Consider the following 22,887-nt stretch of genomic DNA (forward strand, 5'->3'; position numbering starts at 1 on the left):
GCTGACCGCTGACTCTTACTTTCTTCCAAAGTCCGCAGGTATTTCTCCCCAAAATTCTGTTTGCCATTTAAGGACTTTATTAGGGCATTCGTTGCTATTTAACCAGTCAACTGCCCGGTCCAGGAGCACAAAAAGTGGTTCGCTTTTAGCATTCCTCGGCAGCTTGGTTTTCACTGTTTTGTCTTTTACCCATTTTATGGCAGTTCGGGAATCAGAATAGACGGGAAGGTTGTTATCGTGTTTTTTAAGGTAGGCCAAGGCATGCACAATAGCCAGGAATTCCCCTATATTTATGGTTCCTAAAGGAAATGGGCCCTGGTGAAAAAGCTGATTCCCGGTTTGCGTTTCAACACCCCGATATTCGAGAATTCCCGGGTTACCACTGCAGGCTGCATCAACACTTATGCTGTATAAAACAGGGTTTCCAACCCGAGGGTTGGAAACCCTCTTGCCTATAAAATCCTTCCAATTCCCCGCAAAAGCAAGCTGTGCCTCTTTTAAGTCCGGAAAAGATTTGTAAACCGCTCCTTCAAATCCCCTGATCTGGGCCTCGCAATCCTTCCAACTATCAAAAACACCGGGTTTTAAACCCTTCCAAACAACGTAATACTTCTTCACTTTCATTATCATCCGTTTTGAAAACGAAATTAATGATCATTTCATTTAATTTTGTGGAAAGTCTTCGCAATGAATAAACTTATCCTGACTTGCATCGCAGGTATGCTTGTATTAACCTCCTGTAACCCCCGGAAGATTTATGAAAAACACCTTGATAATGACCGGATTACCTGGAACCGGTTTGATGTTAAGACTTTCAAGGTCGATATCAAAGATATCTCGGCAAATTACGCTTTTTATATTGCCATCAGGTATTTAACCGATGTCCCTTTTCGTTACCTTACTATAAATTTTACCCTATATACTCCTTCGGGGGAAAGACGGACCATGGAACAAAAAATATTTCTGAAAGATAATGAGGATAATTTGCTCGGGGATGGAATGGGAGATCTTTGGGACCTGCACCATCTCGTCAGGGACGATTTTGAATTCACGGAGCCGGGAATTTGTATGATAGAAATTTCCAGCACCATGTCACAAGCTGATCTGCCAGGCATTATGCAGGTAGGGTTGATAGTTAAGAAATCCAATTGAGAGTTTTATTCCACCGTTTCACCATTCCACTGTTCCACTATTTTAATATCCCCAGCACCCTGGCCCGGTCGATGATTAGCTGGTCCCGAAGAGCGGAAAGGTTTTCAAATTTCTTCTCATCCCGTATCCAATCAATAAAATAGATAATGATGCGGTCGCCATAAATTTCTTCGTCAAAATCAAAGATGTTCACCTCAATGGTCAGGTTACCAATATCGATCGTGGGCCGGTAACCAATGTTGCCCATCCCTTTAAATATACTGCCGTGATAATCAACCTTGCAGGCATAAACGCCCACAGCTGAGATCAGTTTATACTCATCTTCGATTTCAATATTTGCGGTTGGGAAGCCTATCGTCCGGCCAATGCGGTTTCCGTAAATCACTCTGCCGGAAATTGAATAATCATAGCCGAGGAGGCTATTGGCCAGCCTCACATTACCTTTTGTCAAGGCGTTACGGATTTTGGTTGAACTCACCGGTACCCCGTCGATCATGCGGGCCGGGACTTCCGCTAATTCAAACCCGTGTATCCTACCCAAACCCTTTAATTCATTAAACCCCCCAAGCCGGTCTTTGCCAAAATGATGATCATAACCGACAATTAATTTGTGCATGTGAATTTTATCGACCAGGTAGCGCTTGACAAATTCTCCTGAAGACAGGTTTGAAAACTCTCGTGTAAAGGGAATAATGATCAGGTGGTCGATCTGGCTGCGGCTGATGATCTCGTACTTCCTTTCCTGGGTGTTGATAAACTTAAGCTGCTTGCTATCGGGATGGATTACCAGGCGGGGATGTGGATAAAATGTCACAACCACTGTTTCTCCACCGCACCGTAGGGCTTCTTCCTTCATACAGGCAAAGATCTGCTGATGACCCAGGTGTACACCGTCGAAAGTGCCAACACTGACAATAGGATTGGGTACCGGCTGAAAAAGATCGATGCTATGGTAAATCTTCACTTTATTATCTCAAATGCAACAAATTACCACCACTAACTACTAACCACTAACCAATAACCTTACTCCCTCACCAACCCTTTTTCGATCAAATACTTCGCGATCTGCACGGCATTGGTGGCCGCACCTTTCCGCAGGTTATCCGATACAATCCACAAATTCAGCCCGTTTGAAATGGTGTGGTCCCTTCTGATCCTCCCGACAAAAACCTCATCCCTTCCACGGGTATAACGCGGCATCGGATATACAGACCGGCCAGGATCGTCCTGGACAATAATGCCTGGCTCTTTCGAAAGCAATTCCCTTATATCTTCAATGACGAAAGGCTGCTCAAACTCAATGTTTACTGCTTCGGAATGCCCGCCGTATACCGGCACCCTGACTGCAGTTGCTGTCACCCTGATGCTGTCATCCCCGATTATCTTGCAGGTTTCAAAACCCAGTTTTAACTCTTCTGTCGTATAATCATCCCCGTCAAAAACCCCGGCTTCGGGTATGAGGTTTAAATCGATGGGGTGCGGAAAAAAAAGAGTCGTTTCTAAGCCTTTACGCTCATTTTCCAACTGGATCTGGCCTTTTGCCCCGCTTCCTGTAACCGATTGATAGGTAGATACGACCACTCTCCTGATCCGGTATTTCCGGTGAAGGGGTGCCAGCACCAGCACCATTTGTATGGTTGAGCAGTTTGGATTTGCAATAATCTTATGAGAAGATGTTAATATCCCGGCATTGATCTCGGGCACAATAAGCGGGATGTCATTTTCTCTTCTCCAGGCCGACGAATTGTCGATCACAGTAGTACCGGCCGCGGCAAAAACAGGGGCCCACCGGCGTGAAACCGCCGCTCCAACCGAAAAAATTGCTATCTGGGCTTTCTTTGCCACCGCTTCTTCCATGCCAATTACAGGGTGATCTTTGCCCTGAAACCTGACAGGTTTACCCACCGAACGTGCCGAGGCTACAGGGTAAAATTCATCCTGCCCGAGGTTGAATTCCTCCAGCACCCTGACCATTTCACCGCCCACTAATCCTGTCGCACCGACTACGCAGATTTTCATGTCTGTATTGTATAAACGGTTGCAAAAATAGTGATTTTAAGGATAAAAAAAAATTTCCACACACCGGGTATAATTGACCGTAAAAGCCGATAAACAGGAAAAAAACCATGAGAAAATTTTTACTTTTTCCTGTTTTTCTGCCCATTTGCCTGTTAGCACAGGTTACTGAAGATTTTTCAGATGGGGATTTTACCCAGGATCCTGCCTGGTACGGAGATATGAACCATTTCAAACTAAGCTCTTCCACCGCCGTACCGGAAGTCCAGCGTCCTGCCCTCCAGCTTGATGCCCCGGAAGCGGGCATTTCAACACTTGCTTATTCAAATCAATTCACAGGAGACCTGGAATGGCACTTTTGGATCAAACTAAGCCTGAACACATCTTCGGGAAATTTTGCCCGGGTTTATCTTTTGTCCGGTGCACCGGATCTTAAGGCTCCATTAGATGGCTATTTCCTGCAGATTGGCGGGGCGGAAGACAGCGTCATTTTTTTCAGGCAGGATTCGCTGGATGCAATAAGGTTGCTTTGCCTGAATTCGGTTTTTACCGGCAATTCAATCAATGCCGTGAGGTTTAAGGTTCTCCGCAGTCAGGATGGATACTGGAAATTTTACGCTGATCCGGCCGGCGGTCATTCGCTGGAATTCCAGGGAGAAACAAATGACTTGTCTTTTTCTGGTGGTGAATATTTCGGTATTTTCTGTCAATATACATCTTCCAATGTTTCTAAATTGTATTTTGATGATTTCTATACTGGCCTACTCATTATCGACAGTCTTCCGCCGGAATTGTTAAAAGCTGTTGCTGTCAGCCCGGCAGAGGTCTTATTGACATTCAGCGAGGCACTTGACCAGGAAAGTGCTGAAAATCTTTCTAATTATGAGATTAATCCTGCTTTAGGCCATCCCTATGCAGCCATCCGTCTCCTGGACCCTTCCAGGGTGCAATTGTTCTTTGACCAGGAAATGCAAAGCGGCATTACTTATGAATTGAGCATTTCGGGTATCGAAGACCTTGCAGGAAATATAGCAGGATTGATTTCACGGCCTGTCTTGTATTACCAGGTAAAGCCTTATGATGTGGTTTTTACCGAGATCATGGCCGACCCAACTCCATCTGTCGGACTGCCGGAGTATGAATACCTCGAAGTTTTTAACCGCAGTACTTACGAACTGGACCTTAGTGGCTGGAAACTGGATATTTCATCAACCATTCATGAATTGCCGTCATTCACCCTCAGCCCCGGAAATTATCTGTTGCTTTGCGACAGTAATGCAGCCGCGGCTTTTAATCCTTATGGTGAGATCATCGCTTTCTCATCCCTTGTGCTGCCAAACAGCGGCGCATCCCTCCACCTGGCAGATACAGCCGGAAACACCGTTTGCTATCTGCAATATGACCTGTCATGGTATAAAGATGATTTGAAATCGGATGGCGGATGGTCGCTGGAAATGACCAACCCGGCCAATCCCTGTAAAAATGAGGAAAACTGGATGGCTTCCGGTTATCCTTCCGGGGGAACTCCCGGAAAAGAGAACTCAGTCCCTGTTAATCCTGGTGATGAGATGAAAATAATAAAAACCTGTTGTTTAAGTGACCGGGAAATTGAAGTTGAATTCAATGAATCGCTCGACAGCCTTATCGCATCTGAAACTGCCTGGTATCTGGCAGAACCATTATTTGGGAATCCTGAAAATGCCACCCCGGTATCACCGGATTTCAGGTCAGTAAGGCTGAAATTCAGCCAGGGATTCTCCACCGGGCAGGTTTATCAACTGACCGTTCATCCCGGTATGCAGAACTGTATCGGGGAAGAAGCGCTGATCTCTCTACAGACGGTATTTGCTTTGGCCCAGCCTTCTGAACCGTTCGATATCATTATTAACGAAGTCCTTTTTAACCCGCTCGGGGATGGGGTTGATTATGTCGAAATATACAACCGGAGCGGAAAAGCGATAAACCTGGAGGACCTGTTTCTTGCTTCTGTCAAGGAATCGCAACCTGAACCACCCGATACACAATCCGTTTCAATCACAGCTTCCTGCTCTGTGATGTTGCCCGGACAATATCTCGTCCTGACAGCTGATCCGCAAAAGGTTTTAAATCAATATTATACAACTGATCCCGGATCATTACTGGCATTATCATCTTTCCCTTCTTATAATAACGATAAAGGATATGTTTTATTAATGGACCGTGATGGACTGGTGCTTGATGGATTTCATTATGCAGAAGACATGCATTTCCTGATGCTTAATTCCCCGGAAGGCGTTTCCCTGGAAAGGATCTGCCCGGACAGATTGGGCGACGATCCGTCGAACTGGCACTCGGCTGCCGAAACGGTGGGTTTTGGTACGCCAGGGTATGAGAATTCACAATTTCTTGAGATGTGGGACGACGGGACCTCTTTCTCCATTCAGCCTGAAGTTTTTTCACCCGATGGCGATGGGTGGAATGATCAGTTAGGTATTGTATACGACTTCAGTTCTCCCGGAAAATTTATATCGGTGATGGTCTTCAACGCCGAAGGAAGATTGGTAAAGACACTCGCCAACAATGAAATGCCCGGGACACACGGTATCTACTCCTGGGACGGAACACTGGATGACCGGACCGGGGCACAAAACGGGATTTATATCATTTACATGGAAGCCCTGGGAATGGATGGAAAGGACCGGCATTACAAAAAAGCTGCAGTCCTTGCCAGGTCCAGGTAGTTAATAGCTTGCAAAGGCAATTGCAGCTACACTGACTTTCACGCCCGGAACTTCCAGCAATGCCTGTGCACATGACTCCAGGGTGGCACCGGTGGTGATCACGTCATCCACAAGAAGAAGGTGACGGCCTTGGATCTTTTCGGGATGGTTCACGACAAAAATATTTTCGACATTTTCCCACCGGTTATAGCGGGCTTTGCGGGTCTGGGTCTTAGAATCGACCTTCCGGAAAAGACACCGGGTTTCCGGCTCAGCCTTCATAACAGCAGAAATGCCTTCGGCAAATGCCTGGCTCTGGTTGTAGCCACGCTTTCTCAGCTTACGCGGATGAAGCGGGACCGGAATGATCAGTTCCGTATCGCGGAAAACATCTGCCTGGCGCAATTCCAGGCCATACCACTTCCCGATCCGCAGGCCGATTTCCTGGCGGCCCTTGTACTTTAGCTGGTGCAGCAAATGTTGTACAGTGCTTCCTTTATGAAAATACAAATAAGCAGCAACAGCTTCCAGGTTCACGCGCCCCCAGAATACCCGGTTGAGCGGGTTTTCCGGATCATTGTGAAAGTAAGTTTTGGGAAGATGAAAGTGGCAGATGGAACAGATCACTTCCTCTCCCTTGATCAAAGGCTGCCCGCAACCCAGGCACAGGTTCGGGAAAAACAGGCTGAACAGATCACTGGCAGCTTCTTGTAAAGTTTTAAGCATTTTGATTCTTTTTTACCGACGGGTTAACCCGTCGGTAATTCACTACCAGTTAATCCGATTTTTTGCGTTTTATACCCGGTACCAACGAAAAATATTACCTTTGATCAGAGGCAAAGGCCATTATGCAGACGGATATTCTTGAAATCGGGGAACTCACGGTAACTTTCCGAACGGGAAGAGAAGAGATCAGGGCTGTCGACCAGGTCAGCTTCACCTTGAAAAAAGGATGCACTACCGGTATCGTCGGGGAATCCGGATCAGGAAAATCTGTCACCGCATTGTCTCTCATGCATTTGCTGCCTTCTCCCCCGGCAATCATCCATGCTAAGAAAATGCTGCTCTTCGACCAAAATGATATCCCGCAAGATATTAATTCACTTGATAACCGGCAGATGCAGCGCATTCGTGGAAACCGGATATCGATGATCTTCCAGGAACCGATGACCAGCCTCAACCCCGTTACCCGTTGCGGAAACCAGGTCGTTGAAGCAATCCGCGCACACCAGGCCCTTTCCCGCCCTGAAGCAAAAAAGAAAATCCTTGAAATCTTTCGTGAAGTCCTTCTGCCCCACCCGGAAGAAATCTTTTATTCTTACCCGCATGAACTTTCAGGCGGTCAGAAGCAACGCGTGATGATTGCTATGGCTGTGGCCTCCAGGCCTGATATCCTGATTGCCGATGAACCCACTACGGCTCTTGACGTGACCGTCCAGAAGAGCATTCTCCAATTGCTCAAAGACCTGCAGTTGAAATACGGCATGGCTATCCTGTTCATCACCCACGACCTGGGCTTGATTTCCGGGATAGCCGACGACCTTCTGGTTATGAAGAACGGGGAAATCGTAGAATCAGGCCCGGTAAAGGAAGTTTTTTCTTCCCCGAAGCATCCTTATACCCGGGGATTGCTTGCCTGCAGGCCGCCTCTTGATATTTCCCTCAAGAAACTCCCTACAGTCGGTGATTTTTTGCATCCGGGACACGATGAAAATAATGACAACCTATTCCGGTTGCTGAAAAGGGATGAAAATAAATATCAGGAAAAACTCAGAGAAATCTATCTTAAAAAACCACTGCTTGAGACCGACAGTCTTATAACCTATTTTCCTTTAAAGGCACGGAGAGGTGCCGGCAGATCAATTATAAAAGCCGTCGATAGCGTTTCCCTGAACGTTTTTCCGGGTGAAGTCCTTGGGTTGGTCGGTGAATCCGGCTGTGGTAAGACAACCCTGGGCCGGAGTATTTTAAGGCTGATTGAACCTACAGGAGGGAAGATTCGTTTCCAGGGCCTGGATTTGATGGAAATACATGGCAGGAAGCTGAAACGATTAAGGAAAGATATCCAGATCATTTTCCAGGATCCTTATTCTTCATTAAATCCGAAAATGACGGTCGGGGCTGCTATAACCGAACCTATGACCGTTCACGGAATTGGGCGTGATAATCGTGAACGCAGGGAATTAACCTTTGAACTGCTGGAAAAAACCGGGCTGGATAAAAAGTTTTTCTACCGATATCCGCACGAATTGTCAGGCGGTCAGCGGCAACGCGTCTGCATCGCGCGGGCCCTTTCCGTTCAGCCGAAATTTATCATTTGTGATGAATCCGTTTCGGCGCTCGATGTCTCTGTGCAGGCACAGGTGCTGAACCTGCTGCAGGAGCTTAAGGAAGAATTTGGATTCACTTACATTTTTATCTCACACGACCTGTCGGTGGTTAAATTTATCTCCGACCGGATTGCCGTCATGAAAGACGGAAAGATCATAGAGACCGGCATGGCGGATGAAGTTTACCGCTCTCCAAAATCGGAATACACAAAGAAATTGATTGGCGCGATACCATCTTAAATTTATTATTATGTCGAAAAATAAGAAAAACCAGAAATCCGGGCCCAGGGGTAAAAACGCATTTGCCGACAGGGTTCTGACCGGCAAAGTCGATATGAAAGGGACCGGAAAGGCCTATATTATTAATGATGAGGGCGGGGAAGACATTTATATCGCTCCCAATAATACTTCCCGGGCCCTGAATGGTGATAAGGTAAAAGTGCTGCTGTTCCCTAAACGAAGGGACCATAAAACCGAAGGACAGATCATCGAGATCCTTGAAAGGGCAAAAGAGCAATATGTAGGAATAATTGATGTTTCCAAACATTTTGCCTTCCTGGTTGCCGATAACAACAACATGCCGGTCGAGATCCTTATTCCCAAAGAAGGCCTGAAAGGTGCTCAGACCGGGCAAAAAGTCATTGTAAGGATCACTGAATGGCCCGAACATTCCAAAAACCCCATCGGCAATGTCGTAGAAGTCCTGGGAACACCCGGCGACAACGACGTGGAGATGAAATCAATCCTGGCGGAATTTGATTTTCCGTGGATATTCCCTGAAAAAGTAGAAAAAGAAGCATCGAAAATTGAGCGCGCGATCACCCCTGAAGAGATCAGAAGAAGAAAGGATTTCCGCGACGTATTCACCATCACCATTGACCCACCTGACGCCAAGGATTTCGATGATGCTTTATCGCTCCGGAAATTACCAAACGGCAACCATGAGGTCGGTGTCCATATTGCCGATGTTTCGTTTTATGTTAAACCGGGCAGCCTCGTGGATAAAGAAGCTTTCGACAGGGGGACTTCGGTTTACCTGGTAGACCGGACCATCCCCATGCTGCCTGAAAAGCTCTCCAATGACCTCTGTTCGCTTAAACCGCATGAAGACAAGCTTTGCTATGCTGCAGTATTTGAACTCGATGAGGGGGCTAATATCAGGCAGCAATGGATCGGCCGGACAGTTATCAATTCAAGCCGCCGTTTTAACTATGAAGAAGTGCAGCAGGTCATCGAAACCGGGGAGGGGGAATTTTCAGAAGAAATAATGATTTTGCATAAGCTGGCGACAAAGCTCCGGGATGACCGTTTCCGGAAAGGCTCGATAAATTTCGACAGCCAGGAGGTTAAGTTTGTGCTTGATGAAAAGGGAAAGCCGCTCAGCGTTTATATCAAAGAACAAAAGGAATCCAACCGGCTGATCGAGGATTTTATGCTGCTGGCCAACCAGAAAGTGGCTGAATTGATTGGTAAAGTAAAAGCCGGCCAGAAAGCCAAAACCTTTGTTTACCGGATACATGATACACCAAGCATGGAAAGACTGACAACTTTCGCCCAGTTTTTATCAAAGCTCGGATATAAGCTGAATATAGATAACCGGAAAGGACTGGCCTCTTCATTTAATAATCTTTTCAAGCAAATAGAAGGAAAAGGCGAGCAGAATATGATCGAAACCATAGCCATCCGTACTATGGCCAAAGCGATTTATTCAACTGTAAACATCGGGCATTATGGCCTGGGCTTTAAATTTTACACCCATTTCACCTCTCCTATACGCCGCTATCCCGACCTGATGGTTCACCGCCTGCTGGACTTTTACATGCACGATGGAAACAGTGTCGGACAAGATGATTTCGAGAAGAAATGCGAGCATTCGTCGGACATGGAAAAAAAGGCCGTCGAGGCCGAAAGGGCATCGGTTAAATATAAACAGGCTGAATACCTGATGGATAAGATCGGGGAGGAATTTTACGGTTTGATTTCAGGTGTCAGTAAATGGGGTATATACGTCGAGCTTATCGGGAGCAAATGTGAAGGAATGGTCCGGCTGAAAGATCTTGCCGATGATTACTATTTCCTGGATGAAGAAAACTACCAGGTTACCGGCCAGCGTTATGGTTATCAGTACAAACTCGGGGACAAGGTTAAGATCAGGGTTAAGAAAATTGATCTTTCCCGTAAGGAGATGGACTTCCAGATAATCAATGAAAAACTTGAAAAATCTAAAAAACCAAGGTCGGGAAGAAGACGCTAAAAACTGTGGGTTTCTAATAAAAGAAAATCAGGAGAAATATAAGGGGGATGATTATGCCCAATAAAGTCATCCATGCGCCGCGACCTGTGATGCCTTTAGCTCCCCTGACCAGGAACAGGCCGGTTATCGCCAGGATGATAAGAGCCCCTGCAAAGATATCGGAAATCCAGGTCCAGCTCACTTGCGGGTTGTAATGCAGATAATTCATTTCACGGAAAAAAGGCCGGCGGGTCACTCTTTCCAGCAGGCCATTTCCGGTTTCGGTATTGATAATGGCAGAGCCCCCTTTCAGGAATATCTTTAACTGGTCGCTTTGCGGGAAATAATGATTTTTATAGCTACCCTCCTCCCCGATTTCTTCCAGCAAAGCTTTTACTTCGTCCTTGGTGATGCCGGGATAAATCTGCCCGGGGTTTTTCAGCGTGATTTCCTTACGGATAATAATATAGTTTGAATTCCAGTCGTCAAGATGATTCAGGGTAATCCCTGAAATAGAATATACAAGCGTAAGGCCGAAAAACAAATATCCGAAATCACGGTGAACAACCCGGAACCATTTTCTCCATTGCAATTTGAAAGTCTTTATTCTTCTATGGTTTTGAAAGCTAAGCAGGAAATGGAAAATTGCGGTGTGTGGTAATAGTTTGTATGATCAGCATCCTGGTTTGCTTTTTCTGCTTCGGGAAGTTCTTCCTCAGCAATAGGCTCAATGATCCCTTTTACCATAATCGTGCTTCCTTCAAGCTCCGGCTCAAACACACTGACCTTATCGCTGGTAGTTATTTTTACACGCTTTTCAGGATCTTCCCCGATTATAAATAATTTCTTTCCGCCATGTTTGCAGACATGAACCACCATGCCCTGGATCTCAACTTCTTTACCAACATTATTTACAGCGAATTCCTGGAAATTCTCCGGTGTAAGAGCCAAAACTTTGGAATCAGCTGAAACAGCCGTTGATGTTGCCGTCATTTTATCCTGTGCAAAAAGTGTGCTTGCCGAAACAAGGATAAATGATATTAACGCTAAAACGGTCATTTTTTTCATCATATTTTTTCTTTGATTGGTTTGTGGCAGCAAATTTAAAAAAAAACCCGATCCTATTCCGGTTTTGTTTCTGTTATTTGTATTCCGTCGTAACGGTACTCAATGCCGTCTTTGTAAGACACCATGATAAAGGGGGTTCCATCGTAATTATAATAAATCCATTCACCCTCTTTCCGGCCCATCGAATATTCACCTTCATCCTTTTTATTTCCATTATCCCAGTAATATGTGTGCTTTCCGTGAGGGTTATCTTCAATAAACCGCCCTTCAAACCTGAGAATCTTCTGTTGCCCCATCCCTTCAGGCAGATCATAAGTCTTCCATAATCCGTTGCGCATCCCTTCAGCATAATTTCCTTCCGTTTCACTGTCGCCAATGCGGTACAACCAGGTTCTATCTTCTTTTCCTTCAATATATCCGCCCTTTGTGATAACGTTTCCGGATTCATCGTATTCAGTCATTAACCCATCCAGCAAGCCGTTATAATAAGATTCCTCCCTCAGGACCTGTCCTCCGGAGTAATACCACTTCCAATCACCTTCCGGTTTGCCATTCGCATAAACGCCTTCCTGTTCCGTTGCACCATCCGGATGGTAAAACTTCCAGGAACCTTCCCTGACATCTTTGTTGTACCTGCCTTCAGCCCTTAGACGTCCATCATCATAATACTCTTTCCAGAATCCGTCACGCTCACCTTTTTCCGTGACAATCCCTTCACCGATCATGATGCCGTTTCTGAAGATAAAAGATTTTTCCACCGTTCCGTCGGGCAAATATTCACGCCTGACCCCTTCCGGTTGCCCTGCTTTATTATAAGTGGCTGCAATTTTTACTTTCCCGTCGGGATAATAATCCTTTCGGACATCCAGCTTAACCAATTCGGCTACATCTTCCAGTTTAATACCTTCAGCATACTTAGCTGTGGAGAGAAGGTTGCCTTCCTCGTCATATTCCTTGAAATACCCGTTTTCAAGGCCGTGCTTAAAAGTACCTTCCTGCCTTACCATCCCGTCAGGATAAAAATATTTCCATAATCCATGTTTCTTGCCGTTGTTATCAAAACGGTTAATGAGTTCCCGTTCTGTGATAAAACCGCTTTTGTATGTTATAAGCGTGATGATCCTGCCGTCTTTATCAAATTCCCTGGCAAGGCCTTCTTCCAGGCCTTCGCGGAAACTGACATCTTTTCTGACCTGACCATCCAAATAGTAATACCGGGTTAAACCGTCTTTAGTATCATTTTTGAAATTTTCTTCGATTATTTCATCTTCCCGGAAAGTCTTCCTGATGCCATCTTTTTTACCATTCCGGTAATTGATATCCATGGCGATTTTGCCTTTATCATCATAAAATTTCCAGGTGCTGTCGAGCTCAAAATTTTTCCGGTTACCTTCCGAAACCAGTATACCCTGATCATTATAAGTTTTCCAGTAACCATCCGGTTTTCCATTGCGCATAGTACCTTCACTTGCTTTGGAACCATCGGGATGGTAAAAAACCTGGTAACCGTCCGTAATTACCTTCGTTTCTACCTGTGAAAACACAGAAAGATTTATCAGTAATATTAAACCTGTAAGCCCTGCAATAATCTTTTTCACTTCCCGCAAATTATTTGATCAGGTTAGCTTTTTTTGAAATTTCCAGCATTTTTTCAATCGGTTTACATGCTTTTTCAATGATTTCCGGCTTCAGTATGATTTCCGGTCTTTCGTTTTTCAGGCAAAGGTAAAGTTTCTGCATAGTATTGAGTTTCATATAAGGGCAATCATTGCAGGAACAAGTCTCATCCGATGGAACGATGATAAACTCTTTCCCGGGCGATGATTTCCTCATCTGATAAAGTATGCCTGTTTCTGTGGCGACGATATATTTTTTTGACTCATCATTTTTGGTGAAATTTAACAGGGCTGTGGTAGATCCAACAAAATCAGCTATTTCCAGGATGGGTGCTTTACATTCCGGGTGGGCAATGAGTTTCGCATCCGGATGCTTAATTTTCAGATTAATGACTGCTTCGGTCTGAAGAATGTCATGAACCTCACAGGTCCCATCCCAAAGTACCATGTTCCGTCCCGTCATCCGGTTTACATATCCTCCTAAGTTTTTATCCGGGGCAAATATAATTTTTTGCTTTTTGGGAAATGACTCTACAATCTTCACTGCGTTACCGGAAGTGCAGATAACATCGGATAAGGTTTTGACGGCTGCACTGCAATTGATGTAAGATACTACAACATGATCCGGATGGTGGCTGATAAAATCACTGAATTGGTCATAAGGACAGGAATCTGCCAGTGAACACCCTGCCTCAAGGTCCGGAAGTAATACCTTAGCCGCAGGATTTAATATTTTAGCCGTTTCGGCCATGAAATGAACCCCCGCAAAAACAATGATTGATGATTCCGATAAAGCAGCCTGCTGAGCTAAACCGAGACTATCACCAACATAATCAGCTATTTCCTGTATTTCATCTACCTGGTAATAATGAGCAAGTAAAATCGCATTCTTTTCTTTTCGCAATTTTAAAAATTCATTCCTGTAATCAATTTTTATGTTGTTATGGACTCTATCATTTTCCATGCTCTTGTTATGAACTTACTATTATTATTAATTTAAATAAATACTTTATTATTAGATATTATTCCTGTTAGTAAGGTTTATAACTTATCCGGTAAAAATTAGAATTAGTGAGTTATTCATATTTATAAACAGAAATATTTGCAAATTTCTTCATTATTATTTGATTTCACGAATATTAACAATTATTAACAACATGTCCATAATTTATATTGTTAAAAAATAAACATATTATTTCAGATAACGGGTGTTTATAAAAATGAAGTGAACTACTCATATGTAATTATAAAAACAGGTAAAACCCATCACCACATAAATCAACACCTTCTTCTATCAAAACAAGTACCAGTTATACATAACAATACCCAGTTATAAACAAATATTTGTTAAACAAATTCATTATCCATTTAACTTTGTTTGATGCTAATAATGTAAAAGATGGATATCAGCAAAGAAATAATCCCTGTTGCTTCAGACCATGGCGGTTTTGAAATGAAGAGATATATCATCGATAACCTGGTTACAAGCGGTTACGAAGTAAAGGATTTTGGTACGTATAACAGTGAAAGTGTTGATTATCCGGATTTTATTCATCCATTAGCCGGGGAAATCAATAATGGTATTTATAAATTTGGGATTATTATTTGTGGCAGTGGCAATGGCGCACAGATGGTGGCGAATAAATATCCGCATGTCAGAGCTGCCCTGTGCTGGTCGGAAGAAATTACCAAACTGGCAAGGCAGCATAATAATGCTAATATTTTGTCTTTACCGGGCCGGTTCCTGAAACCGGAGTTTGCCATGAAACTGGTGAAGATTTTTTTAAATACTGAATTTGAAGGTGGCAGGCATCAGAAAAGGATTGAAAAAATCAGCTTAAAAAAATAAGGGGGTACTATGGAACTTCAGAAAAAATTTCTGAAAGATGCTGAAAAAATTAGCTTTGACCTGGAACACAGGCGCAAGATCCATTATAATATATCGAAATATAATACGAATGTTTTAAAAGGGAAGCTACAGTTCAGTGACCTTGAGCTTGCCAGGAAGAGGGCAGCTAACCTTAAGCATAAAATCCTGAATGACCTGGATAAATACCTGATTGAATTCGAGGTCAATTTTCAGAAGAACGGCGGTAAAGTCATCTGGGCCCCTACCAGGAAAGATGCCGTAAAAGAGATATTAGCCATCTTAAAAAAAATTAAAGCAACTTCGGTGGTCAAATCAAAATCTATCATGACCGAAGAGCTTGAGCTCAATGAGATTTTGGAGAAGAAAAAAATAGAACCGATAGAAACGGACCTTGGTGAGTTCATCGTGCAGCTTGCCGGTGAAAAACCCTATCACATATTAACGCCGGCCATGCATAAATCGAAAGAAGATGTGGCCGCGCTTTATAACCAGAAATTCGGATTGCCTGATGATTCCACCCCTCAGCAAATAGCAGCCTTTACGCGAAAACACCTTCGAAACAAATTTGGGGAAGCGGAAGCGGGAATAACAGGGGCAAACTTTTTACTGGCAGATGTCGGGGCTATTTGTCTGACCGAAAATGAAGGAAATGCTATGATGTCTTTTTCATTTCCTAAAGTGCATATCGTCATAGCCGGCATAGAGAAGCTCATCCCTTCCATCAATGATCTGCAGCTATTCTGGCCCTTACTGGCCACATTTGGCACCGGGCAGAAAGTTACGGCCTATAATAGTATCATTTTCGGGCCGGCGAAAGAGGGTGAATCAGACGGGCCGGAGGAAATGTATGTGATCCTGCTCGATAACCGGCGCACAGAAGTGCTTAAGCAGGAAAGAGCCAGGCGGGCCCTGTCGTGTATCCGCTGCGGTGCTTGCCTTAACGCTTGCCCTATTTATCGCAACATCGGGGGCTACACTTATTCAACAGTTTATACCGGGCCCATAGGCTCTGTCATCACGCCATATCTTGAGAACATGAAGGATTACAAGCATCTGAGCTATGCTTCCTCCCTTTGCGGCAGCTGCACGGATGTTTGCCCGGTTAACATTCCCCTTCATGAACTGCTGCTGGTAAACCGTCATGAAAGCATTGAACAGGGATTGTATACCGGGGGAGAAAAATTCGTCATGAGCAATATGCGAAGGGTACTGCTAAGCCGTAACCTGATGAATATGGGGGGAGGGCTGAAAAATGCAATTTTCAAAAATTTCTTTGCCTCAACCTGGGGCCCGCGCAGGGAATTGCCACGCCTGGAGGCCAAGACTTTCAATAAATTGTGGAAGGAGCAGCAGGCTAAGATTCAGAAGACTGATAAAGAAGAGGATTAACCATAAAGATTCCCGCGCAAGCGGGAATCTGCCAGATTATTGCAATACAACCGGGAACAACTCCTCCAGCTTCTTTCTCAGGTCTTCTCCCCGGAGATTTTTCGCGATGATTAAACCGGAAGGATTTAACAGCACATTCGATGGAATTGACCGGATGCCATAAAGCTTTCCGACTTTATTTTCCCATCCCAGCAGATCGGAAACATGGTTCCACGCCAGGCTGTCAGACTTAATCGCTCCCAACCAGCGTTCGCGATTTGAATCAAAAGAGACACCTAGAATATCAAAACCCTTGTCATGGTATTGATTGTACAGCGCAACCAGGTTGGGATTTTCTTCCCTGCAGGGGGCACACCAGGAAGCCCAGAAATCAACCAGGAGATAATTCTGCCCGATGAGATTGTCAATGGACTGGGACATTCCGCTGGAGTCCTGCATATTGAACGGAACATACATCTGCCCGACAGAAGTCCGCTTTAAGGTTGCCAAATATTCATTCATAAAACCTGTGTATAAGGAATGCGTAAGTGCCGTATCGAAATTACCTAAGCTTTTTTCAAGCTCTTCCATCTCATAATTCCATGAATTTCGATAGATTATATATGGACTTATAAATGATTGGTTGTTCTCCAGGACATATTTTTTCGAGAACAGTTCCCGTTCGGAATCGATTGCATTGGTGACGGAATCATAATACCGGGCTTTTTCCTTGTCACCGACCTCCTGCGCAACATTATACATCTGATAACTTTCCCGGATCCTGGTGTTATACTGGTCAACCTGATCAAGATATCGGTCATATTCTGTCTGGGTCTTTGAACCGATAATTTTTGTCTTATTAATTTCTTTGGTATTGATATTTACCGTAATCTCCGCATGTTCAATAAAAAATGGAATAGATGATTTGGTTGCAGGGATGGTAAGATAATATACTTCCGGGTAATCAACGGTACCATTAAATCTGAACTTCCCACCGGAGATCTGAGCTGAATCTATGGTGATAAGAGGGGCCTCAATCCTTCTCTGCAAATAAACAGAGCCATTGAAGACAGAGTCAACCGTACCGGTGATTGTAAATTCGTTTTTGGCAGTCGGGCTGCATGATGCTATCGTAGCGGCAACCAATACGATAATGAACAGATTTTTAAACATATGGTAATATTTTAATAAGATGACAAAACTACTAAACAAATCTTTAATCCGGCCTCCTGGAATAGAATAAATACTGGATCAGCATAATAATCAGTGAAGTCAGAACAGTATTGATGAGAACCTTAAGCAAGGTATGGATGAATTCACTGAAACGGAACACTTCAAGGTAAAAGAGAAAAAGATGATGCAGAAAAACGAGAATGATGGCATAAGTTAAGAACCAAAGAGAGCCTGCATCGCGGACATTAGGGTAATGCCAGGGCTCCAGGTCGTCTTTTTTCCCAACGAGGCGGATAATGCCGGGGCGGAAGAATGCCAGCATCACCGATGCCGCAGCATGCATCCCGGGTGTATGTTGAAAAAAATCAATGGTAAGGCCCATGATAAAAGCAAAAGTTAACAGCCAGAAGCCGGAAATCTCAAAGGGAAGCATGAGTATAAACAGCACGTAAACCTGCGGATTGATATAACCGCTGACCTGGATTTTATTGAAGATATAAATCTGTGCAAAAGCCAGTAATATGAACCGGATGATATTTCCAACCAGTTTCCTATTCATTTGGTGTAGTCGTTTTTAAGCGTATGATCTCTTCCCTGGAAGAATTTTCAATCACATACACATAAGTGATCTGATTATAATCAATGGAAAAACGGACCTTTCCTTTTTTAAAAAGATTCTCCATCTCATCTTCAACATATTCGACTGTTCCGATCATCAATCCTTCCGGGAAGATCTGCGAATTTCCACTGGTCAGGATAGTATCGCCGGGAACCAGGTTTACGTGCGTCGGGATATGAGAAATGTCGCCAAGCCTATAATTCAGGCCATCCCAGGAAATGTTGACCAGCTGTTTATTTTTCTTTATCCGGCCGCTTATCCTGGTATCTTTATGCAGGACCGATATACCGGAACTATAGTTTTCAGATACATCGATTATAATACCCACAACACCTTCCGGGGTAATCACCCCCATATCTTTTTTTATACCTGAGTGCCACCCTTTATCGAGCATGAAAAAATTATTCCTTTGCTGAACGGAATTGCTGATCACTTTCGCGCTGATATAGCGGAGGGTAAGGCCAGACTCAACGGTGATAAGCGAATCGGGGATTGTTTTGATTTTGATTTTGAGCAGGGATCGGAGACGTGCATTTTCAGCCGCAAGGTCTTCATTGGATTTTTTAAGGTCGAAATAACCGGTAAAATTTTCATATTGCTGGTTGAGCTTTCCGGTAATCCGGCCGGTGGTGCTGACAACCTTTGACCTTTGGTAATAGTTGTTGTTGTATAAGAGTATGAATGAGATGCCCAAAAAGATCAGGAAAAGAAATAAAAACTGGTACCTGGAAATAAATGCCAGCAGGTTTCGCATCTTATTTGATCAGGAATGTGAATTTATCAAAGTTCTTAAGCGCAATTCCGGTACCCCTGGCAACGGCCCTCAACGGATCCTCGGCCATATGTACCGGCAGCTTGGTCTTCAGGTGCAGACGTTTGTCCAGGCCGCGGAGCAACGATCCGCCCCCGGCAAGATAAATGCCCGTGCGGTAAATATCAGCCGACAGTTCAGGCGGTGTCATTTCCAATGCATTCAGGACAGCCGCTTCAATTTTGGAAATGGATTTATCGAGACAATGGGCAATTTCGGCATAATTTACCGTGATCTCTTTCGGGATGCCGGTAAGCATGTCACGTCCATGGACGGGGTAATCATCAGGGGGATTGTCGATATCGGTCATAGCTGCCCCAACCTCAATCTTAATTCTTTCGGCAGTGCGCTCACCGACAATGATATTGTGCTGCTTGCGCATGTACTCTTCGATGTCGGCATTAAAATCGTCACCGGCAATACGGATCGATTTGTTATTCACAATGCCTCCCAGTGCAATAACGGCGATCTCACTGGTTCCGCCACCAATGTCGATAATCATGTTACCGGTAGGTTCCAGGACATCGATCCCGATCCCGATTGCAGCGGCCATGGGCTCATGGATAAGCCTGACTTCCTTGGCGCCCGCCTGTTCGGCAGAATCCTTAACGGCCCGCTCTTCCACTTCAGTGATACCGGATGGGATGCAAATAACCATTTTCAGGGCAGGGGGAAAGATATTATTCTTAAAGCCGATCATTTTGATCATTTCCCGGATCATTATTTCCGTCGCTTTGAAATCGGCAATCACCCCGTCGCGTAAAGGCCTGACTGTCTTGATATTTTCGTGGGTCTTGCCGTGCATCATCATAGCTTTCTTCCCTACTGCTATTACTTTGCCTGTATTTCTTTCAAGTGCAACAATAGAAGGTTCATCCACGACTACCTTATCATTGTAAATAATGATCGTGTTGGCAGTTCCAAGGTCAATGGCGATTTCTTTGGTGAGAAATGAAAAGAGTCCCATTCGTTGTATTCGTTAGCGCTGTATTTAATTTTAATGTTTAAAATGCCGTATTCCGGTGAAAACCATGGCTAATCCGTGTTGACGGCAATAATCAATTGAATCCTGATCGCGTACCGAACCCCCCGGTTGAATGATGGCCGTAATACCAGCACGGTGGGCGATTTCCACGGAATCAGAAAAAGGGAAAAAAGCATCCGATGCCATAACAGCTCCCGATAGTTCAAAGTTGAACTCCCGGGCTTTTGCAATAGCTTGTTTTAGTGCATCAACCCTTGAAGTCTGCCCGACACCACTGGCAATCAGCTGCTTGTTTTTCACCAGCACAATTGCGTTTGAGCGGGTATGCTTCACGATCTTGTTGGCAAAAAGAAGATCGTATGTTTCCAGGTCCGTTGGCCGCCTGTCGGTCACCGCCTGCAGGTCTTCTTTCTTCTCACTTTTCAGATCTTTCTCCTGTTCTATCACACCATTCAATACTGATCTGAACTGCCGCGCAGGAAAACTATATTCCCCCTGCTGCAAAATTATTCTATTTTTCTTGCTTTGAAGCTTTTCCAATGCACTTTTTTTATAAGCCGGCGCCAGGATGATCTCAAAAAACAACCTGTCAATTTCAATGGCCGTTACCTCATCGATCTCTGCATTAGTGATCAGTACGCCGCCGAAAGCCGAAACCGGATCACCGGCCAGGGCATCTTTCCAGGCTTCGGCCAGGATGGGACGACTGGCGCACCCACAGGCATTGTTATGCTTCAGGATTGCAAATGTCGTCTCGTCAAATTCGTTGATAAGGGCTATGGCAGCATCAAGATCACCTAAATTGTTGTAAGAGATTTCCTTGCCATGCAAACGTTTAAAAACTTTTTCCAGGTCACCGTGAAAAACACCTTGCTGGTGCGGATTTTCGCCGTATCTCAGGATATGCGGGGGCTGGATATACCTTAAAATAGCAGTATCGTAATGTGAGGAAACCCCGAAAGCCATACCGGCAAACTTCCGGCGGTCACCTATGCTGGTTTTGCCATCCCGTTCCTTTAGCAACCGGATCAGATCCGGGTATTGCGAGGAAGAAGCTATTATCAGAACATCCCGGAAATTTTTTGCTGCTGCGCGAATCAGCGATATCCCGCCGATATCTATTTTTTCGATGATTTCATCATCATCATCAGTCCGGGTAACAGTTTCTTCAAAAGGATAAAGATCTACAATGACCAGGTCAATGGCAGGTATTTCATATTGACGGGCCTGTTCCAAATCATCTTTATTTTCCCGGCGGTAAAGGATACCTCCGAAAACTTTTGGATGCAGGGTTTTTACGCGGCCACCAAATATGGACGGGTACGATGTCAGGGATTCCACAGCAGTGGCCGGGATTCCCAATTTGCTGATGAAATCATATGTTCCGCCGGTGGAATAAATTGTTACGCCAAGCCGGTGGAGTTCCCTGACTATTTCTTCCAAACCATCCTTGTAATAAACTGAAATCAGGGCACTGCTGATTTTCTTATCCATAAAAGGGTAAAATTTTGTCTTTTAAGATGAATCTTCAAATATAAGTCTTAATTCGTTTTTTATTTATATTAATTTTACGATCGATATCGGAACCATATCTTTATGAAGATTTTCCTGAAACTCTTGAGAGAAAGCTACTTATTTGCCTTGCATGAGATCGTCATGAACAAGGTCCGCACGCTGCTTTCCCTGTTGGGGATCACTATCGGGATTTTTTCAATTATCGCTGTTTTTACCATTTTTGATTCAATGGAAAGCACGATCCGCACCAGCATAAACTCACTGGGAAATGATGTCTTGTTCGTTCAGAAATGGCCCTGGGCGATGGGTGGCGATTATCCATGGTGGAAATACATCAACCGGCCTGAAGCTTCACCATCCGATCTTAAGGAAATCCTGCGCCGCAGCCAGTCTTCCCAGGCCTGTGGTTATGCTGCCGGGATTAATGAAACAATAAAATACAGGGAAAAAGCCATCGAAAATGCCAACATCATCATGATTTCAGAGGATTATGATAAAGTGATGCCCATAGATATCGCGGAAGGCAGGTTTATTTCATCGGTGGAATTCACTAGTGGAAGGGCGGTGGTGATCATCGGCAGTGATATTGTTACGAACCTTTTGCGAACAAATGAACCGATCGGTAAAAAGATACGGATTTTCGGTCTGAATACGGAAGTAATCGGAGTAATGAAGAAAGAAGGAAATAATATTTTTGGCAATTCGTCAGATGACCAATTGATCGTCCCGGTGAATTATGCGCGTAACCACATGGATATCAGGGATCTTCAGGGAATGATTGCGGTAAAAGCAAAACCCGGTGTTTCACTGGATGAAATGAGGGATGAGTTGACCGGAATCATGCGGTCTGTTCGCAAACTTAAACCTAAAGCTGAAGATAATTTTGCCATTAACCAGACGGATATTATCAGCAAAGGTTTTGACCAGTTGTTTGGCGTGATTGCCATGGTAGGCTGGGTCATCGGGGGATTTTCACTGCTTGTGGGGGGATTTGGGATTGCCAATATCATGTTCGTTTCAGTGAAAGAGCGCACCAGGATCATCGGCATTCAGAAATCGTTAGGCGCTAAAAAATATTTCATCATGCTGCAGTTTCTGTTTGAAGCGGTATTTTTATCCCTTTTCGGGGGGATCTTAGGCTTGATCATCGTTTTTATCCTGGCGTTTGCGGTTTCACAGCTATATGATATGGATCTTATCCTTACCCAGAAGAATATTTTGCTTGGGATTTTTGTTTCTGCTTTTATCGGCTTTATTTCCGGGCTTATCCCCGCATGGAACGCTTCCAGGCTAGATCCCGTGGAAGCCATGCGCTCCACTTTTTAAAGGCTTTTTCAGGGATTTAAAAAGTTTTTTGGTTCAGACCGGGTATATTTTACCTGATCTCCTGATTAATAAGCAGATTATTTGCTTAATTTTATCAAACAATAAG

Annotated in this window: 20 protein-coding genes; 7 read left to right on the forward strand and 13 right to left on the reverse strand. The window is 44.3% G+C overall.

Annotation, left to right across the window (positions count from 1 at the left end; translation table 11 throughout):
* Positions 1-15 precede the first annotated feature (15 nt).
* Entirely contained in the window at positions 16-624 is a 609-nt protein-coding gene (locus tag M0Q51_09925) for a ribonuclease H family protein (GenBank protein MCK9400291.1), read from the reverse strand.
* Positions 625-687: 63 nt separating this feature from the next.
* Here M0Q51_09925 and M0Q51_09930 point away from each other — a divergent pair, with 63 nt between their 5' ends.
* Positions 688-1,152 (forward strand): gliding motility lipoprotein GldH, encoded by a 465-nt coding sequence (locus M0Q51_09930; protein ID MCK9400292.1) that lies wholly within the window; start codon positions 688-690, stop codon positions 1,150-1,152.
* A 37-nt stretch (positions 1,153-1,189) separates the two neighbouring features.
* Here the strand turns inward: M0Q51_09930 and M0Q51_09935 are convergent, their stop codons facing one another.
* On the reverse strand, positions 1,190-2,116 hold the full coding sequence (locus M0Q51_09935; GenBank protein MCK9400293.1) for a bifunctional riboflavin kinase/FAD synthetase: 927 nt from the start codon (positions 2,114-2,116) through the stop codon (positions 1,190-1,192).
* Between the two features lie 59 nt (positions 2,117-2,175).
* Positions 2,176-3,171 (reverse strand): aspartate-semialdehyde dehydrogenase, encoded by a 996-nt coding sequence (locus M0Q51_09940; protein ID MCK9400294.1) that lies wholly within the window; start codon positions 3,169-3,171, stop codon positions 2,176-2,178.
* Between the two features lie 107 nt (positions 3,172-3,278).
* Between M0Q51_09940 and M0Q51_09945 the strand changes: the two genes are divergently transcribed.
* Positions 3,279-5,888: a lamin tail domain-containing protein gene (locus M0Q51_09945; protein ID MCK9400295.1), complete on the forward strand. Its 2,610-nt coding sequence runs from the start codon at positions 3,279-3,281 to the stop codon at positions 5,886-5,888.
* Here the strand turns inward: M0Q51_09945 and M0Q51_09950 are convergent, their stop codons facing one another.
* On the reverse strand, positions 5,889-6,593 hold the full coding sequence (locus M0Q51_09950) for a ComF family protein (protein MCK9400296.1): 705 nt from the start codon (positions 6,591-6,593) through the stop codon (positions 5,889-5,891).
* A gap of 122 nt (positions 6,594-6,715) precedes the next feature.
* On the opposite strand from M0Q51_09950, the gene M0Q51_09955 reads away from it, so the two are divergent.
* A complete protein-coding gene (locus M0Q51_09955) occupies positions 6,716-8,437 on the forward strand; it encodes an ABC transporter ATP-binding protein (GenBank protein MCK9400297.1) in 1,722 nt (573 codons plus the stop codon).
* A gap of 10 nt (positions 8,438-8,447) precedes the next feature.
* The gene (gene rnr, locus M0Q51_09960; GenBank protein MCK9400298.1) at positions 8,448-10,451 is read left to right on the forward strand and encodes a ribonuclease R; all 2,004 of its coding nucleotides are present in this window, start codon (positions 8,448-8,450) and stop codon (positions 10,449-10,451) included.
* Between the two features lie 13 nt (positions 10,452-10,464).
* On the opposite strand, the gene M0Q51_09965 is transcribed toward rnr, so the two are convergent.
* The 4 genes from M0Q51_09965 to nadA are packed head-to-tail and all read right to left on the reverse strand — an operon-like array spanning position 10,465 to position 14,078.
* Positions 10,465-11,022, reverse strand: coding sequence for a PepSY-associated TM helix domain-containing protein (locus M0Q51_09965; protein ID MCK9400299.1), 558 nt, complete (start codon positions 11,020-11,022; stop codon positions 10,465-10,467).
* 11 nt (positions 11,023-11,033) lie between these two features.
* Positions 11,034-11,501 carry an OB-fold nucleic acid binding domain-containing protein gene (locus M0Q51_09970; GenBank protein ID MCK9400300.1) on the reverse strand — a complete coding sequence of 156 codons (468 nt, stop codon included), beginning with the start codon at positions 11,499-11,501 and terminating at the stop codon, positions 11,034-11,036.
* A gap of 50 nt (positions 11,502-11,551) precedes the next feature.
* The gene (locus tag M0Q51_09975) at positions 11,552-13,096 is read right to left on the reverse strand and encodes a hypothetical protein (protein ID MCK9400301.1); all 1,545 of its coding nucleotides are present in this window, start codon (positions 13,094-13,096) and stop codon (positions 11,552-11,554) included.
* A gap of 10 nt (positions 13,097-13,106) precedes the next feature.
* Complete coding sequence (gene nadA / locus M0Q51_09980) at positions 13,107-14,078, reverse strand: quinolinate synthase NadA (protein ID MCK9400302.1); 972 nt, start codon at positions 14,076-14,078, stop codon at positions 13,107-13,109.
* Between the two features lie 435 nt (positions 14,079-14,513).
* Here nadA and rpiB point away from each other — a divergent pair, with 435 nt between their 5' ends.
* Positions 14,514-14,963, forward strand: coding sequence for a ribose 5-phosphate isomerase B (gene rpiB, locus M0Q51_09985; protein MCK9400303.1), 450 nt, complete (start codon positions 14,514-14,516; stop codon positions 14,961-14,963).
* 9 nt (positions 14,964-14,972) lie between these two features.
* A complete protein-coding gene (locus M0Q51_09990; protein ID MCK9400304.1) occupies positions 14,973-16,373 on the forward strand; it encodes a lactate utilization protein in 1,401 nt (466 codons plus the stop codon).
* Between the two features lie 36 nt (positions 16,374-16,409).
* Here the strand turns inward: M0Q51_09990 and M0Q51_09995 are convergent, their stop codons facing one another.
* The 5 genes from M0Q51_09995 to purH are packed head-to-tail and all read right to left on the reverse strand — an operon-like array spanning position 16,410 to position 21,434.
* Complete coding sequence (locus M0Q51_09995; protein MCK9400305.1) at positions 16,410-17,525, reverse strand: AhpC/TSA family protein; 1,116 nt, start codon at positions 17,523-17,525, stop codon at positions 16,410-16,412.
* Between the two features lie 43 nt (positions 17,526-17,568).
* Positions 17,569-18,084 (reverse strand): rod shape-determining protein MreD, encoded by a 516-nt coding sequence (locus tag M0Q51_10000; GenBank protein ID MCK9400306.1) that lies wholly within the window; start codon positions 18,082-18,084, stop codon positions 17,569-17,571.
* Positions 18,077-18,898, reverse strand: coding sequence for a rod shape-determining protein MreC (gene mreC, locus M0Q51_10005; protein ID MCK9400307.1), 822 nt, complete (start codon positions 18,896-18,898; stop codon positions 18,077-18,079). Before mreC ends, M0Q51_10000 begins: the two co-directional genes overlap by 8 nt.
* A 1-nt stretch (position 18,899) precedes the next feature.
* Positions 18,900-19,922 (reverse strand): rod shape-determining protein, encoded by a 1,023-nt coding sequence (locus tag M0Q51_10010; protein ID MCK9400308.1) that lies wholly within the window; start codon positions 19,920-19,922, stop codon positions 18,900-18,902.
* 30 nt (positions 19,923-19,952) lie between these two features.
* A complete protein-coding gene (purH, locus tag M0Q51_10015; protein ID MCK9400309.1) occupies positions 19,953-21,434 on the reverse strand; it encodes a bifunctional phosphoribosylaminoimidazolecarboxamide formyltransferase/IMP cyclohydrolase in 1,482 nt (493 codons plus the stop codon).
* A gap of 102 nt (positions 21,435-21,536) precedes the next feature.
* Between purH and M0Q51_10020 the strand changes: the two genes are divergently transcribed.
* Entirely contained in the window at positions 21,537-22,781 is a 1,245-nt protein-coding gene (locus tag M0Q51_10020) for an ABC transporter permease (protein ID MCK9400310.1), read from the forward strand.
* The last annotated feature ends 106 nt before the right edge of the window (positions 22,782-22,887 follow it).

The sequence above is a fragment of the Bacteroidales bacterium genome (genome assembly GCA_023229505.1).
In the GTDB taxonomy this organism is placed as follows: Bacteria; Bacteroidota; Bacteroidia; order Bacteroidales; family JAGOPY01; genus JAGOPY01.